Raw genomic sequence first — 15,148 nt, forward strand, 5'->3', positions numbered from 1 at the left:
CCCTGCATCCTCCACCATATTTCATCTTAATACTTTATTTCATACCGCGGGGTGGAGCAGTCTGGTAGCTCGTTGGGCTCATAACCCAAAGGTCGTAGGTTCAAATCCTGCCCCCGCAACCAAAAATATAAAATTAAATTAACTTGAAATAAGCTAAAGCTAGAAATACTGGATAAATGTATCCGCTAGTTTTAACATATATTATTATTATTGGTCCGGTAGTTCAGTTGGTTAGAATGCCTGCCTGTCACGCAGGAGGTCGCGGGTTCGAGTCCCGTCCGGACCGCCAGATGCCGGCCTAGCTCAATTGGTAGAGCAACTGACTTGTAATCAGTAGGTTGGGGGTTCAAGTCCTCTGGCCGGCACCATTTATTACAGTAGGAGCCATTAGCTCAGTTGGTAGAGCATTTGACTTTTAATCAAAGGGTCGAAGGTTCGAATCCTTCATGGCTCATCTCATATGCGGGTGTGGCGGAATTGGCAGACGCGCTAGACTTAGGATCTAGTGTCTTCGGACGTGGGGGTTCAAGTCCCTTCACCCGCATTTTATTACTTGTCAAGCGTATAAGTAATTCAGCGGTAGAGCATTATCTTGCCGTTTCAATTTTCTTACTCAGCACTATAGGCGCCCGTAGCTCAATTGGATAGAGCGTTTGACTACGGATCAAGAGGTTAGGGGTTCGACTCCTCTCGGGCGCGTTATTCCGGGAACTTTAGCTTGGTAGAGCTCTTGGTTCAGGACCAAGGTATTGCAGTTTGAACCTTGTTTTCCCGATTATCTTTCTACATGGGGCCTTAGCTCAGCTGGGAGAGCGCCTGCCTTGCACGCAGGAGGTCAGCGGTTCGATCCCGCTAGGCTCCATTTGAATATTGGCGGCGTAGCTCAGCTGGCGAGAGCGTACGGTTCATACCCGTGAGGTCGTGGGTTCGATCCCCTCCGCCGCTACCATTCAAAATTAAATAATTGCATAATGGCGGTCGTGGCGAAGTGGTTAACGCACCGGATTGTGGCTCCGGCATACGTGGGTTCAATCCCCACCGGTCGCCCCATTATATTATGAAGAAAATATTAGGACCCTTAGCTCAGTTGGTTAGAGCTATCGGCTCATAACCGATCGGTCGCAGGTTCGAATCCTGCAGGGTCCATTATAAGTTCACCGTAATGTGGAGGTATACCCAAGTCTGGCTGAAGGGATCGGTCTTGAAAACCGACAGGCGGGTCAAACCGCGCGGGGGTTCGAATCCCTCTACCTCCTCCATAAATAAATAGTTAATTAAATAATTGGCTCGGTAGCTCAGTCGGTAGAGCAACGGACTGAAAATCCGTGTGTCGGCGGTTCGATTCCGTCCCGAGCCACCATTATAATGTGGAGGGATAGCGAAGTTGGCCAAACGCGGCGGACTGTAAATCCGCTCCCATCGGGTTCGTAGGTTCGAGTCCTACTCCCTCCACCATATTATATATTACAATGCGGGTGTAGTTTAGTGGTAAAACCTCAGCCTTCCAAGCTGATGATGAGGGTTCGATTCCCTTCACCCGCTCCAATTACCCTTTTCTTTGGGCCTGTAGCTCAGCTGGTTAGAGCGCACGCCTGATAAGCGTGAGGTCGGTGGTTCGAGTCCACTCAGGCCCATTCCTATACATTCTTACATTGGATTAAATTCCATACAATTGTATGTTATTATATACTTTTACATTTGCGCCCTTAGCTCAGTAGGATAGAGCAACAGCCTTCTAAGCTGTGGGTCAGAGGTTCGAATCCTCTAGGGCGCGTATAAACTATTCCACAGTAGCTCAGTGGTAGAGCAATCGGCTGTTAACCGATCGGTCGTAGGTTCGAATCCTACCTGTGGAGCCATTTGGGGAAGTACTCAAGAGGCTGAAGAGGCGCCCCTGCTAAGGGTGTAGGTCGTGTAAGCGACGCGAGGGTTCAAATCCCTCCTTCTCCGCCAGTATTTGGTTCACCAAGTGATAAGGATTTTGGTTTGTTTTTTTATCATAGGTTTAAATTCTGTTATCCCCTTAACTATATAATGAAATATCACTCCACAATTATGTAGGTCCACTACTTTTAAATCTTTTCCAAACTGATTGAAGTAATTCATACACAATTACATATAAAATGAGGAAAAGAGCATAACTCCATTCCTCATCCATCACCATTTAATCTAACTCTATTTCAACTATTTCTCCAGTATTCATATTTATTGCTATTTCATATTTTACTCCTTGGGCAGTTATAACATCCACCTCATAAACCCTTACACCTTGTTTTGTGTCTAATTCTGCCTTTACAGCTTGACCAGGTACTTGTGCAAGTGCAATATCTATTGCTTCTTGAATAGTGATTTGACGTTGAAACTGTGGGGATTGGTTGTAATTTATTTGGTCATTCCATCCTTGATTTTGCCAGTGGTGTTGAGGCTGGTTATATAGATTTTGGTAATTCCAATTTCGATGCATCATGTATCATGCTCCTTCTTTGAATTCATTCAGTCACATTTTATGCATATGTCCCGAGTCTGTGTTGATGCCCGAATAAAATAGTGAAGAAGCCTATTTTAGTTTAACCGAACTATTGCGTTACATTTGATCAATAATGGAATATATCCAGCGCTTCTCCTGTCTTTTATAATATAGTATGATAGTAATGGAGGTCGATAGCATGGATACGATTATTTTTGATGTAGATGATACATTGTACGATCAAGCAGCATCATTTAAAAATACATGTAAGAAAATGATTGATGTATCTTTTACAGATGAGGAATTAAATAATTTTTATATCATAAGTCGCAAATACAGCGATGCATTATTTGACGATCAAGTAGCTGGGAAACTAACCGTTCAGGAAATGCATATCCGCCGGATTAAGGATGCATGTACGGAGATTGGTATTGAAATGACGGAGCAACAAGCAATAGATTTTCAAGAAGCCTATGTAGCTGAACAGCGACAGATAGCGTTATTTGATGAAGTTATGGAACTGATGGATATTCTCATAGCGAATAATAAGCAAGTTGCTGTCTTAACAAATGGAGCAGAAGGGCATCAATCGATGAAAATTAAACAATTAAGGTTAGATAGGTGGATCTCTAAAGAAAATATGTTTATTTCAAGTGGCATTGGTCACGCGAAGCCATCCAAAGAAGCGTTCGAAGTTCTTGAGCATAAACTTGGGTTGGACAAGAATAGAACGGTTTATATTGGGGACTCGTTTGCAAATGATATTGTTGGTGCAAAACAAGCGGGCTGGCATGCTGTGTGGATGAACCATCGAAAGCGAGATATGCCGGAGGGTACTGTTAAACCAGATAAGGTAGTGTATAGTGCGAGAGAGTTATTGGACTTATTTTCAGATGAGTTGTTATGTAATGATGCAATAGTTAACTAAATATTTCGCTCACATCTCTAATAGAGTTTGTGGGCTTTTTTATTTGAAAACATCTATTTCTTTAAAGATTATATTCATGTACCAAAACCTTTCTATCTGCTATAGTATAAATTATATTCAGATTATATTAAATAATTAGAAAAGGGGTAATTACGTTGGACAATAGATTGCAGAGTATTCTTCAATTGCTAATTTCCTCGGATGAGCCCATGAGTAGTTCGCAACTTTCGCTTAATCTGCAAGTGAGTTCAAAAACAGTTCGAAATGATATTAAAGAATTAAATCACTTTTTGCAGAAAATTGATATGCAGATAGTCGGTTTCCGAGGAAAAGGATACAAGCTGAAGGTTGAGAATGAAGAAAAACTAAATAAATTTTTAGATGAAAACATGAGAAAAGAAGGTGAAGCAATTCCTTCTCATCCTGGAGATCGTGTGAAATATTTAGTTGAAAGTTTATTATTGAGTTCCGATTATATTAAGATAGAGGAACTTGAGCAAAAACTATTTATAAGTCGTTCAACTTTACAAGGCGACTTGAAAAACGTTCGTAAAATACTAGAAGTTTATAACTTAAAACTGATTAATCGCCCATATTATGGATTAAAAGTTATTGGTGACGAAACCAAAATCAGATATTGTAGTTCTCAATATATCTTTAATCAAAACCAAGAATTAATAGAGGAATCTCCTGCCTGGCATATAATTCTACCAGAGGAAGATTTGAAAGTTATTAAGAATAGTATCTTAAAAAATATAAGACAACACAAAATTATCATTTCGGATATTAGTTTGCACAATTTAATAATGCATGTTGCTATAGCATGCAGACGAATAAGAGAAAATCATGCGATGGAAAACTTCCTTGAAGAATCGCAGGAAATAAGGTCTAAGAAAGAATTTATAGTTGCGAAACAGATTTTAAAGCAAGTTGAAGAAATTGGGGTATGTTTTAATGAGAAGGAAATCATGTACTTAGCTATCCATCTTCTCGGGACACGAATGGAAAGTTCAGATGAAAAAGCAAAAGCTCTATCCGTTATAGACGAAGAGATCTTTGGATTATCAAAAGAAATAGTGAAACGGATTGATAAGAACTACAATTTTAATCTTTCTGAAGACCAAGATTTGCTTTTAGCATTAAGCCTCCATTTAAAACCAGTAATTAATCGTTATAAATATCAAATGAACCTTCGAAATCCATTGTTGGAAGATATAAAGACAAAGTATCCGCTATCATTTGAAGCTGCATTAGCAGCTAAGGATATTTTATATGAGAAATATGAGTTGATTATTGATGAGAATGAAATTGGTTATTTAGCTCTTCATATAGAAGCAGCTCAGGAGAGGCTTAAAAACAAGACGAGGAATGTGAGGAAATGTTTAATAGTGTGTGGATCAGGCTTAGGAAGTGCACAGTTACTGTTATACAAACTAAAAGACAAATTTAGGGACGATCTTGAAGTTATTGGAACAACGGAATATTATAATTTAAATCAACAATCACTTAAAGAAGTCGACTTTATTGTTTCAACGATTCCAATTGAGGAAGCATTAGATGTCCCGGTAATTTATGTAAATACCATATTGAGTAGGAAGGATATTAACAAAATTGAAAGTGTATTATCAAAAGATGCATCCATTATTAATAATTACCTTTTAGAGCGTTATACGTTTTTAAATGTGGATTTTGAGACACCAAAAGAAGTAATTCGGTATCTATGTGATAAATTATTAGAAGATTATAAGATAGATGAAGATTATGTTGATTCGGTTTTACAAAGGGAACGGTATGCCCCTACAAGCTTTGGGAATTTGATCGCAATTCCACATCCGCTCGAACCAAAAACAAAAAGTACATTTTGGTCGATTGCAACTTTAAATAAACCTATCTTATGGGGAGATAAGCAAGTTCAGATAGTCATTTTAATAAATATTAAAAAAGGCAATCAGGACTTATGTGAAATGTATCAAATCTTGGTTAGGTTACTGGATAATATGAAACTTCTTTTACAACTTTTGGAATGTACGTCCTTTGAACAGTTTAGGACTTTAATGGACACTGTTTAAAAACTAGGGGAACAAACGGTTCACTTTTTTTGCCTGAAATGAAACTTAGTTTTTCCACTGTCAAAGGAAAATATCCCTCTACTAATGAAGGCGTTTACCATTTAAAATAAAGTATACAGAATTGATTAAAAGAAGGGGATGAAAGGTAATGAGCCCAATTAAATTAACGGTGATTGGAGGGGGCTCTTCCTATACACCAGAGTTATTAGAAGGAATTATTAACAATCAGGTGTTACTGAATATATCGGAGGTTTGGCTAGTCGACATTCCAGAGGGTCAACAAAAATTATCTATTATAGAAAGCTTATCCAAGAGAATGGTAGACAAAGCGGAAAGCCCGATTAAGATCGTAGCGACTTTCGATCGAAGAGAAGCTATTAAAGAATCGGATTACATTATTACCCAAATACGAGTGGGTCAACTAGAGATGAGAAAAAAAGATGAATATATTTCTATTAAACATGGTGTCATTGGGCAAGAAACAACTGGTGCAGGCGGTTTTATGAAGGCATTAAGAACGATTCCAGAAATTCTAGATATATGTAGAGAGATTGAAGAACTTGCTCCTAAAGCATGGTTATTAAATTTTACAAATCCTGCTGGCATTGTTACGGAAGCCATATTAAAACACAGCAATGTAAAAGTAATTGGGCTTTGCAATAATCCGATTAATTATTATAAAAAATTCGCTAAAACTTATGGTGTGGATATACGTGATGTGAGTATTAATTTTATCGGAATAAACCATTTAATATGGATTACAGAATTGTATATAAAAGGGCAGTCAAGATTAGAAGATATTTTAACTGGAAAATCCGATGTTTATGAGGCAAAAAATATTCCATCTTTTGGCTGGGATTTAGATTTCCTTCAATCACTCGGGTCCTTACCGTGTGGTTATCATAAATATTATTATCTAACAGACCAAATTCTTGAAAAGCAGTTAGAAGAATATCAACAAAATAAAACTCGTGCAGACGAAGTACAACGAATTGAAAAGGAATTATTTGATCTATATAAAAACAAAAACCTGAAAGAAAAACCAAAAGCATTGGAGCAAAGAGGTGGTGCCTATTATTCAGAGGCAGCCATAAATCTAATCAAATCGATTCATTTGAATACGAGGGAGATTCACACTTTAAATGTGAGGAATAATGGAGCCATATCTTGTTTACCTGATGATGTGAGCGTTGAAACAAATTGTGTCGTAGAAAAACATCAAATTACACCAATTCAAATAGGGGCTGTTCCACCGCAAATACGGGGACTTCTTCAAGTTGTTAAGGCATATGAAGAACTTACGGTAGAAGCTGCAGTTACTGGTAACAAAACAATTGCATTACAAGCATTAACACTACATCCATTAATTCCATCAGCAAATCGTTCAAAAGAAATTTTACAAGAGATGTTAACTGCGAATAAACATTATTTACCCCAGTTTAGTTAGCAACTATATTGATTGAAGAAAGGATGGACTCTATGAAAATTACTTTACTATGTGCTTTAGGGATGAGTACGAGTTTATTAGTAGAAAAAATGAAAAAAGCTGCAACTGAAAAGGAGATTGAGGTGAAAATAGAAGCACATTCTGTGGATTATTTGGAAGATCATTTGAAAACTGCAGATGTTATTTTACTTGGCCCGCAAATTCGCTACAAAAAAAATGAACTTTTTCGTAAGGCTGAAGCAGCAAATGTACCAATAGGCATTATAGATATGAGAGCATATGGCACAATCAACGGAGACAAAGTATTGGAACAAGCAATGGAATTAATGAAGTAGTTTCTAAAAAAAGGGGGAAAATCAATGAATGGGTTCAATGCGTTTATGGAAAAATATTTCATGCCCGTTGCCGGAAAGTTGGCGGAACAGCGACATTTAAAGGCAATACGAGATGGAATCATTTCAACTATGCCACTATTGATTATTGGTAGTCTTTTTTTGATTATTTCTTCTCCACCAGTACCTGCATGGTCCGAGTTTATGTCACCATATGCCCCTGCATTAAATATTCCAGTAAATGCAACATTCGGGTTATTAGGGCTCGTAGCAGTATTTTCAATCGCATATAGTCTTGCAAAAAGTTACGGAATGGATGAGCTGTCTTCAGGTGTACTTAGTTTAGCTGCCTTCTTTGTTGCCACTCCACTTACAGAAGACGGTAATATTCCATTAAGCTTAATGGGAAGTCAGGGATTGTTTATTGCTATTCTTATCGCATTATTTACAGTGGAAGTCTATCGTTTCTTTGAAGTAAGAAATATTATTATACGAATGCCAGAGGGGGTTCCGCCATCTGTATGGCGTGCTTTTTCTGCTCTTATACCGGGGGCTGCGATAATTTCCATTGTCTGGGGCCTCGATCTTCTATTGAAATCTACGTCTGATCTATCGTTACATGGTGTGGTTGGTGCTGTACTAAGGGAACCTTTAGAAATGGTGGGTAGTAGCATATGGGGAGCGATTATTGCTATTTTACTCATTCATTTATTGTGGGCTTTTGGTATACATGGTATATCCGTTGTTGCTAGTATTATGGCTCCAATCTGGTACAGTCTAACGGAACAAAACGTGGCAGCACAACAAGCTGGCGAAGAACTACCCTACATTATTGGTCAGCCATTTATGGCAATTTGGTGGGCTGTTGGTGGTTGTGGTATGGTGCTTTCTCTAACGATATTGTTTGTATGGCGTGCACGCTCTAAACATCTGAAAAGCTTAGGAAAAGGTTCTATTTGGTCAAGTGTTTTTAATATTAGTGAACCCGTCGTATTCGGTGCGCCAATTGTAATGAACCCAATTCTTGTGATTCCTTTTATTCTAGCTCCATTAGTTGTTGGTCTCTTAACGTATTTTGCAATGTCGATAGGACTTGTTGGTAAGCCCTATATTATTGTGCCATGGACCACACCACCTCCTATTTCTGGAATCCTTACAACAGGTGATTGGCGTGGTGGAGTATTAATGCTTGTCAATATTATAGTGGCTTTGTTTATTTATTATCCGTTCTTTCGATTATATGATAAACAGCTGTTACAGGAAGAATCTACTTTAGACGTAGCTGCTGCTACAAAAGAAGAAGCAGGAAACAAGAAATAATGAAGAAATCTTTGATATTAAATGCCGACGATTTTGGTCTTACTCCAGGAGTTACCGCAGGAATTCTTTATGCATATCAACATGGTATTCTTACAAGTACAACCGTAATGGTAAATACTGAATTTGCTAAAGAGAGTTTAGCAGAGGCAAAGCATTTTCCGAATCTTGGTATTGGCCTACATTTTGTTTTAGATTTTGGTAAACCTATTTCTGCTAACGTAAATAGTTTGGTCGATCAAAATGGTGACTTTTTAAAAGGAGAAGAACTTATACAATCTGCAAAAAGACAAGATATTAAAAAGGAACTTCAGGCACAGCTTGATTTGCTTTATAAATGGAATGGCCAGGTGACGCATATTGACAGTCATCATCACATGCATCTTCATATCCCTGAAGCTTGGGAAGCAGTAATGGAAATTGGACAAAAGTACAAATTACCTGTTCGGACATTTACTGAGAAGGAACTACCGGGGAGTAAGGTAACTACTAGTGATTATTTTCATTATGATTTTTACGGAGAGGAACATGTTTCATTGAAATATATGATGGAAATTATTTCTGAAATGAAGCTCGGTGTTACTGAAGTTATGTGTCACCCTGCATTCTTGGATCCATGGCTAATGAAAACAAGTAGCTACAATCTTACTAGAATGAAAGAATTGGGGATACTTGTTGATAACAGATTAAAACAGTGTTTACAGAAGCATGCCATTGCATTAATCAATTATGGGGGGCTGCAAAATGAAAATTGAAGAATTTTCTATGTATATTATCTTACACGCGGGTGATGCCAAATCACTTATGCATGAGGCATTACAGAATGCAAGAAATGGAGCATTTGAGCAAACGGAATCAAAAATGAATCAAGCCACCTTAGAACTACTGAAAGCTCATAAATTCCAAACAAAATTTATCCATGAGGATGCCAAATTTAATCTAGAGCGTTTGCCTGTCTTATTGATACATGCACAGGACCATTTGATGACGGTAATGGCAGAAAAAAATCTTATAGAAGAGTTAATCATGATGTATCGGAAACAACATCAATTAGAAGAAAAAATAGAGCTTGTCGTGGAAAAGATCGGAGGCTTATAGAACAAACTCAATTTTAAAAATAAAGGGGTGTTTCTGATGAAGAATATTAAAAGTTTTATTACAGTTGTTGCATTTATGTTAGTTACGACATCCTTGATAACTATATCTAGCGCAGAGGAAAATAATAATGTTACAAAAAAGAAATCGAGAGTGACGCCTGGAATTGAAATTTTTTTAGAAGATCATATCAATTGGGTCAAAGATAAAAAGGTTGGATTAATAACAAATCCGACTGGAGTTGATCGTAATCTTGTAAGTGATATTGACCTATTGTATAACCATTCAGAGATTAATTTAACTGCATTGTTCGGACCAGAGCATGGAATACGTGGTGACCAAGAAGCTGGGGAGTATGTTGATTCCTATGTTGATGAGAAGACGGGGCTGCCAGTTTATAGTTTATATGGTCCAACATGGAAACCTACGGAAGAGATGCTAGAAAACGTTGACGTATTGTTGTTTGACATTCAGGATATTGGTTCCAATGTGTACACCTATATTTATACACTAGGCTTTGCAATGGAAGCAGCAGCAGAATTTGATAAAGAACTCATCGTTCTTGATCGTCCAAATCCAATTGGTGGAGAAAAGGTCGAAGGGCCACTACGATCTGAATCCACGGTAAGTTTTATGGGAAGGTTTCTCTTACCGGTTAGACATGGAATGACTGTTGGTGAACTAGCTACAATGTGGAATCATGAATACAGCATGGGCCTGAACTTAAAAGTAGCCAAAATGAAGGGGTGGAAACGGTCGATGCATTTTGAGGATACTGGTCTACCGTGGGTTATGACATCCCCTAATATTCCCACAAAGGAAACCGCATATCTTTATACAGGAACAGAATTATTGGATGATACTTCTTTGTCAACGGGACTTGGCACTACGAAACCCTTTGAGTTGGTGGGAGCACCATGGATCAATGGTGAAGCATTGGCAGAAGAAATGTATAGTAGAGGCCTTGCCGGGGTTACCTTCAGACCAGCCTACTTTACTCCGATGTTTGGAAAATATGAAGGTGAACTAGTAGGTGGTGTGCAAATTCATATAGATGAACCTTCAGCAATTAATCTCGTATCTCTGGGACTGAATTTAGTAGACGCTATGCGCGACCAGAACCCGGAGGAATTTGAAATGACTCCCAGTTATGCAAATCTAATTGGTGACCCAGATGTTCCTGAAATGATTTTGGATAATGAACCAGTTAATCGTATTATAAGTTCCTGGGAGGACGAACTCAATAATTGGATTGTAGATGTCCGCAACAACTATTTATTGTATAATCCATACCCAGAGGATGCAGAGCCATATAAAGAGCGGGAAGCTCTAGGCATTTTTCCATTGGATTTGGCAGCTTCACCAGGCGAAATGGTAGAATTAACAATAAAAGGATTTGATAAAAATGGCGAAAGGCTGGATATTAAACCAAAAGATATTGAATGGGAAGTCACAAATGATATTGGATATGTAGAAGATGGAAATTTTTACGCTACATCTGGAGGTATAGGTGAGGTAGTGGCTACCTATGATGATTTTACTGCATCACGCACGGTAGAAGTATCGGCTACACGTGTTGAAAATATTCGGTATGGTATTCATTCAAATTATTCTCGAATTGTTGTCGATTTAAATAAAACTGTTAATCATTATGAAGTAGAGGAAGTCACCGGTAAATTACTTTTAAAGATCCCTTATGCAGAGATCGGTAAGGAATTGAATGATGAAGGTGGAACTATTTTAGTAGAAAATAGCCCAGTGATTAACCATATTGATTATTATTTGAAGGACGGAATGTTTATTAGTGAATTTAATCTAAAGGTTGACAAAGTTGACTATGAACGACCTGGTTATGCAGGGAGAATTGTATTTGATTTAAGGCATTAACATCTTGAAAAGTTTTAATTATAAAAACTTAGTAGCCTTGACTAATAAGGCTACTTTTTTGCAATTAAATAATATGTATAGAGAGCTTAGAGAATGCAGAGTTTCCAATTGTGATAGAGTAGACAAACTGGAGCTAAGGATATTGGATACCCCCTCTTCCGCTTGCGAAATAAAACTAAAACGTTTACAATATAAATATACGAAATTTAGTATATTGTGTGTTGAAAAACAATCTAAAAGTCTACCAAACAGAGGAGGATTTAAATGCACTTGCGAGATATCATAACTGATAAAGAACGTCTTTTTATAGATAAAGACGTGCCTGAAGTATACAAAACGGATTTCTCTTATAAAGAAGTTGCAGCTGTACATGCGGTTGCGCTCCCAAATACAACACAAGAAGTAATCGACTTAGTCAAGTTTGCTAATAAGGAAAATATCCCAATTATTGCTCGTGGAGCTGGTACAGGTGTAGCAGGCTCTCAAGTTCCAATAAGCGGAGGAGAATTAATTATTGATGTTCATCAAATGAATCGTATTCTAGCACTAGATGAAGAGACGATGACATTAACTGTAGAACCAGGGGTTCAGTTAAATGAAATTCAAGCATTTGTTGAAAATAGAGGTTATTTTTACCCACCAGATCCGGGCTCAAAAAACTCTACTATTGGAGGTAATATTGCTACAAACGCAGGCGGTATGCGAGCAGTAAAATATGGTACAACGAAAGACTATGTTCGTGAATTGGAAGTTGTCTTGCCAGAAGGAGAAAAGGTTACACTGGGAAGTTTAAACATAAAAAGTAGTTCTGGATACGATTTGAAGAACTTATTTATAGGTTCAGAGGGGACATTAGGAATAACAACGAAAATCAAATTAAAAGTGTTACCGCTGCCAAAATATAAAGAATCGGTTCTATTGGCTTTTCATACATTAAAAGATGCGACAAATGGTGTATTAACTATTCTTCAAAATGGCATCGAGCCAACAGCATTAGAATTATTTGAAAGAGGAACGATTGAATATAGTGAAAAATATACAAAGGTTTTATTACAAAGTCAAAAGGGTGAAGCATATGTCTTAATGACAATCGATAGTAATGAACAGGAGACTGTATTTCGCAAGATTAATACTGTGAATAATATTTTAAAAGGTCAAGCAGCAGAAATTATTCCTTTACTTACCCAAGAAGAAGAGGAAAAGGCTTGGTTACTTCGGGATAATATATTGGTTGCGCTTATGCAGTTTACAGAATATGAAATGCTAGATGAAGTTGTGCCGATTAATAAATTTAGTGAGATGATTGATTATACAAAAGAATTACAAACAAAGCATGGCTTGAAAGTAATCAATTTTGGGCATGCGGGGGATGGAAATATCCATACTGTTTTAATGAAGGAAGGTTTAGATGAAGCAACTTGGCAAGTAAGACGACAAGCTCTATTAGAAGATCTTTATAAAAAAGTTAATGAGTTGGGTGGATTACCTTCAGCTGAACATGGGATAGGCATTATAAAGAAACCTTATCTAGAAAAAATGCGTAATCCTGTAGAATTGGATTTGATGCGTAAAATTAAAAATGCGATTGATCCAAATACCAGATTAAATCCAGGGAAGTTATTTTAATATAGGAACTTTTTAATTCGATAACCCCATTGATTTACCTGTTGTAAACGCTTATAATTATAATATACAAAAAATAGTATATTGATTTGAGGTAATGATATGTGGGAAAAATTATATTCAAAAAATGGGTTAACGGCCAAAAATATTGCAAAAGAATTATTAGACGTGGAGATTGGTAATAAGATTCCTAGAGTTACTGACTATAGTGTGAAGTTATCCATCGGTAGAGGAACCGTACAAATTGCGCTAGGTTTATTAGAAGAATTAAAAGCAATTCGACTGGAGGCAAGAGGGCATCTAGGAACATATCTAGTAGATAAAGATATAGAGCTATTGCAGGAAATCGCTGGTATAGCACCATTGATTGGTTCCATGCCGCTGCCATATTCAAGAAAATATGAAGGGCTCGCCACTGGCATGGTGGAAGCCTTTGAATTATCTGGCAAAAGAATTAATTTATCTTACATGCGTGGAGGTTTAAACCGTATTGAATCTATCCGCACAAAGCGAAGTGATTTTTCAATTGTTTCGAAAATGACAGCAGTTAATAGCTTATCGAATTATCCCAACTTAAAAATCATGAAGGAATTTGGCATTAATAGCTATGTATCAGCACATAAAATCTTTTTGGCTGATCAACATGAAAATTCGATTCAAAATGGAATGCGAGTAGGAGTCGATATGGATTCACCTGACCAGAAAGAATTAACGTTCAATGAATTCAAGGGGCTGGACGTAGAGTATGTGCATATTAATTATATGCAACTTTTAGATATGCTAGATTCGAAGCAATTAGATGCTGCTATCTGGAGTATAGATGACAAACGAATAACAAAATCTTTTAAAGCAATAGATTTCCAATTGCCGGAAGCCAAGAAAATAGCAGAAGAAACATCAGAAGCAGTTATTATAATCGATGGTGATAGAGAGCAAGAAATTGCTGAAAAGTGGGGGACTGTTGAAATAAAAAGCATTTTAGAAATTCAAAAGCAAGTTGAGTCAGGGGATAAAATTCCACGGTATTAACAATGTGCAGACAGGAACAGAGAAATCAGGAATCTATCCCCTGTCCCACTTAAGGGAGAGTGATCCAGTTGTTAGTAGATGGAATTACCTATATGCACGAGCATACAACGATTGATCTATCGGAAATTAAAAATAATGAAGATTGTCAGCTGGATGTATTTTCGGAAACAGTTCGAGAATATACGAAGCTATATGATAAAGGTGTTCGTAACATTATTGATGTAACGAACTTTGGAATGGGGAGAAATATTCCCTATGTCCAAAAAGTAGCCGAAGAAAGTGGTATAAATATAATTTCTTCAACTGGCTTTTACCAGGAGAAGTTTTATCCGATTCAAGTATTCAGGGAAACAAGGGAAGAGCTTGCGTTAAGAATGATTAAAGACATAAATGAGGGTATAAAAGGAACGTCTGTAAAGGCTGAAATCATTGGAGAAATTGGCACGAGCCATCATAAATGGACGGAGACAGAAAAAAAGGTATTTGAAGCGGTTGTTATTGCACATAAAGAAACAGGAAAGCCGATTACAACGCATACGACTTTAGGAACACTAGGTCATGAACAGGTAGCATTTTTCAAAGAAAATGGGATTGATTTAAGCAGAGTTATTATCGGACATGTCGATTTAACCGGGGATAGAGACTATATTCTCCACATGTTGCGAGAAGGAGCATATGTTGAATTTGATACAATCGGCAAAGAGAATTATATGCCGGATCAAGTGCGAGCAGATATATTAAAGGAAATACAAGAAAGAGGCTACATGGATCAAGTCGTTTTATCAATGGATATAACAAGAAAGTCACATTTAGAGTATCAAGGTGGACTTGGCTATGCATATTTATTAGATGCATTTATTCCGATGCTGGAACGTTCTGGAATTACAGAAGCTTCCATTGATAAATTGCTGGTAAAAAATCCAATCACGTTTATGAAAGGCTAAGGTGATTTTA

General features: G+C 37.3%; 12 protein-coding genes and 18 tRNA genes. 29 read left to right on the forward strand and 1 reads right to left on the reverse strand.

The genetic code is table 11. From position 1 onward, the window contains the following. The first annotated feature begins 45 nt into the window (after positions 1-45). From D1B32_RS20225 to D1B32_RS20310, 18 genes are all read left to right on the forward strand, one after another. Positions 46-122 (forward strand) — tRNA-Met (locus tag D1B32_RS20225). Positions 123-212: 90 nt separating this feature from the next. After that, positions 213-289: transfer RNA gene (locus D1B32_RS20230), tRNA-Asp, on the forward strand. 3 nt (positions 290-292) lie between these two features. Continuing rightward, a tRNA-Thr gene (locus D1B32_RS20235) sits at positions 293-368 on the forward strand. A 13-nt stretch (positions 369-381) separates the two neighbouring features. Continuing rightward, positions 382-454 (forward strand) — tRNA-Lys (locus D1B32_RS20240). An 8-nt stretch (positions 455-462) separates the two neighbouring features. Then, a tRNA-Leu gene (locus D1B32_RS20245) sits at positions 463-544 on the forward strand. Between the two features lie 81 nt (positions 545-625). Beyond that, positions 626-699 (forward strand) — tRNA-Arg (locus D1B32_RS20250). A 90-nt stretch (positions 700-789) separates the two neighbouring features. Beyond that, positions 790-862, forward strand: a tRNA-Ala gene (locus D1B32_RS20255). A gap of 10 nt (positions 863-872) precedes the next feature. Continuing rightward, positions 873-949 (forward strand) — tRNA-Met (locus tag D1B32_RS20260). A 25-nt stretch (positions 950-974) separates the two neighbouring features. Continuing rightward, positions 975-1,050: transfer RNA gene (locus D1B32_RS20265), tRNA-His, on the forward strand. 22 nt (positions 1,051-1,072) lie between these two features. Then, a tRNA-Ile gene (locus D1B32_RS20270) sits at positions 1,073-1,146 on the forward strand. 20 nt (positions 1,147-1,166) lie between these two features. Beyond that, positions 1,167-1,259 (forward strand) — tRNA-Ser (locus D1B32_RS20275). A gap of 25 nt (positions 1,260-1,284) precedes the next feature. Continuing rightward, a tRNA-Phe gene (locus D1B32_RS20280) sits at positions 1,285-1,360 on the forward strand. A 9-nt stretch (positions 1,361-1,369) separates the two neighbouring features. Continuing rightward, positions 1,370-1,455, forward strand: a tRNA-Tyr gene (locus D1B32_RS20285). A gap of 16 nt (positions 1,456-1,471) precedes the next feature. Continuing rightward, positions 1,472-1,545: transfer RNA gene (locus D1B32_RS20290), tRNA-Gly, on the forward strand. A 15-nt stretch (positions 1,546-1,560) separates the two neighbouring features. Beyond that, positions 1,561-1,634, forward strand: a tRNA-Ile gene (locus D1B32_RS20295). A 66-nt stretch (positions 1,635-1,700) separates the two neighbouring features. Next, positions 1,701-1,774, forward strand: a tRNA-Arg gene (locus D1B32_RS20300). 10 nt (positions 1,775-1,784) lie between these two features. Further along, positions 1,785-1,859 (forward strand) — tRNA-Asn (locus tag D1B32_RS20305). A gap of 3 nt (positions 1,860-1,862) precedes the next feature. After that, a tRNA-Ser gene (locus D1B32_RS20310) sits at positions 1,863-1,953 on the forward strand. Between the two features lie 211 nt (positions 1,954-2,164). On the opposite strand, the gene D1B32_RS20315 is transcribed toward D1B32_RS20310, so the two are convergent. Beyond that, the gene (locus D1B32_RS20315) at positions 2,165-2,467 is read right to left on the reverse strand and encodes a PepSY domain-containing protein (protein WP_205126996.1); all 303 of its coding nucleotides are present in this window, start codon (positions 2,465-2,467) and stop codon (positions 2,165-2,167) included. Positions 2,468-2,666: 199 nt separating this feature from the next. Between D1B32_RS20315 and D1B32_RS20320 the strand changes: the two genes are divergently transcribed. The 11 genes from D1B32_RS20320 to D1B32_RS20370 all read left to right on the forward strand — a co-directional run bounded on the left by D1B32_RS20320 (position 2,667) and on the right by D1B32_RS20370 (position 15,138). Beyond that, positions 2,667-3,395, forward strand: a complete 729-nt coding sequence (locus D1B32_RS20320; RefSeq protein WP_118890295.1) for an HAD family hydrolase — start codon at positions 2,667-2,669, stop codon at positions 3,393-3,395. A gap of 167 nt (positions 3,396-3,562) precedes the next feature. Continuing rightward, positions 3,563-5,464, forward strand: a complete 1,902-nt coding sequence (locus tag D1B32_RS20325) for a BglG family transcription antiterminator (RefSeq protein ID WP_275669474.1) — start codon at positions 3,563-3,565, stop codon at positions 5,462-5,464. Positions 5,465-5,612: 148 nt separating this feature from the next. Then, a complete protein-coding gene (locus tag D1B32_RS20330) occupies positions 5,613-6,911 on the forward strand; it encodes a 6-phospho-beta-glucosidase (protein ID WP_095313357.1) in 1,299 nt (432 codons plus the stop codon). A 32-nt stretch (positions 6,912-6,943) separates the two neighbouring features. Beyond that, positions 6,944-7,246 (forward strand): PTS sugar transporter subunit IIB, encoded by a 303-nt coding sequence (locus D1B32_RS20335; protein WP_118890297.1) that lies wholly within the window; start codon positions 6,944-6,946, stop codon positions 7,244-7,246. 24 nt (positions 7,247-7,270) lie between these two features. Then, complete coding sequence (celB, locus tag D1B32_RS20340; RefSeq protein WP_118890298.1) at positions 7,271-8,563, forward strand: PTS cellobiose transporter subunit IIC; 1,293 nt, start codon at positions 7,271-7,273, stop codon at positions 8,561-8,563. Beyond that, a complete protein-coding gene (locus tag D1B32_RS20345) occupies positions 8,563-9,315 on the forward strand; it encodes a carbohydrate deacetylase (RefSeq protein WP_118890299.1) in 753 nt (250 codons plus the stop codon). The genes celB and D1B32_RS20345 overlap by 1 nt, the downstream gene beginning before the upstream one ends. After that, the gene (locus tag D1B32_RS20350) at positions 9,305-9,658 is read left to right on the forward strand and encodes a PTS lactose/cellobiose transporter subunit IIA (RefSeq protein WP_118890300.1); all 354 of its coding nucleotides are present in this window, start codon (positions 9,305-9,307) and stop codon (positions 9,656-9,658) included. Before D1B32_RS20345 ends, D1B32_RS20350 begins: the two co-directional genes overlap by 11 nt. Before the next feature lie 36 nt (positions 9,659-9,694). Continuing rightward, on the forward strand, positions 9,695-11,542 hold the full coding sequence (locus tag D1B32_RS20355; RefSeq protein ID WP_118890301.1) for an exo-beta-N-acetylmuramidase NamZ family protein: 1,848 nt from the start codon (positions 9,695-9,697) through the stop codon (positions 11,540-11,542). A gap of 264 nt (positions 11,543-11,806) precedes the next feature. Further along, positions 11,807-13,168 carry an FAD-binding oxidoreductase gene (locus D1B32_RS20360; RefSeq protein ID WP_118890302.1) on the forward strand — a complete coding sequence of 454 codons (1,362 nt, stop codon included), beginning with the start codon at positions 11,807-11,809 and terminating at the stop codon, positions 13,166-13,168. Positions 13,169-13,267: 99 nt separating this feature from the next. After that, positions 13,268-14,194 (forward strand): GntR family transcriptional regulator YhfZ, encoded by a 927-nt coding sequence (gene yhfZ, locus D1B32_RS20365; RefSeq protein ID WP_118890303.1) that lies wholly within the window; start codon positions 13,268-13,270, stop codon positions 14,192-14,194. 68 nt (positions 14,195-14,262) lie between these two features. Then, positions 14,263-15,138, forward strand: coding sequence for a phosphotriesterase family protein (locus D1B32_RS20370; protein WP_095313343.1), 876 nt, complete (start codon positions 14,263-14,265; stop codon positions 15,136-15,138). The last annotated feature ends 10 nt before the right edge of the window (positions 15,139-15,148 follow it).

It is taken from the genome of Oceanobacillus profundus (assembly GCF_003515705.1).
Lineage (GTDB): Bacteria > Bacillota > Bacilli > Bacillales > Amphibacillaceae > Oceanobacillus > Oceanobacillus profundus.

Coding starts and splice junctions, on each gene's coding strand:
- yhfZ (WP_118890303.1), top strand. CDS start 13,268: ATGTGGGAAAAATTATATTCAAAAAATGGGTTAACGGCCAAAAATATT.
- celB (WP_118890298.1), top strand. CDS start 7,271: ATGAATGGGTTCAATGCGTTTATGGAAAAATATTTCATGCCCGTTGCC.
- D1B32_RS20320 (WP_118890295.1), top strand. CDS start 2,667: ATGGATACGATTATTTTTGATGTAGATGATACATTGTACGATCAAGCA.
- D1B32_RS20315 (WP_205126996.1), bottom strand. CDS start 2,467: ATGATGCATCGAAATTGGAATTACCAAAATCTATATAACCAGCCTCAA.
- D1B32_RS20330 (WP_095313357.1), top strand. CDS start 5,613: ATGAGCCCAATTAAATTAACGGTGATTGGAGGGGGCTCTTCCTATACA.
- D1B32_RS20335 (WP_118890297.1), top strand. CDS start 6,944: ATGAAAATTACTTTACTATGTGCTTTAGGGATGAGTACGAGTTTATTA.
- D1B32_RS20360 (WP_118890302.1), top strand. CDS start 11,807: ATGCACTTGCGAGATATCATAACTGATAAAGAACGTCTTTTTATAGAT.
- D1B32_RS20345 (WP_118890299.1), top strand. CDS start 8,563: ATGAAGAAATCTTTGATATTAAATGCCGACGATTTTGGTCTTACTCCA.
- D1B32_RS20355 (WP_118890301.1), top strand. CDS start 9,695: ATGAAGAATATTAAAAGTTTTATTACAGTTGTTGCATTTATGTTAGTT.
- D1B32_RS20350 (WP_118890300.1), top strand. CDS start 9,305: ATGAAAATTGAAGAATTTTCTATGTATATTATCTTACACGCGGGTGAT.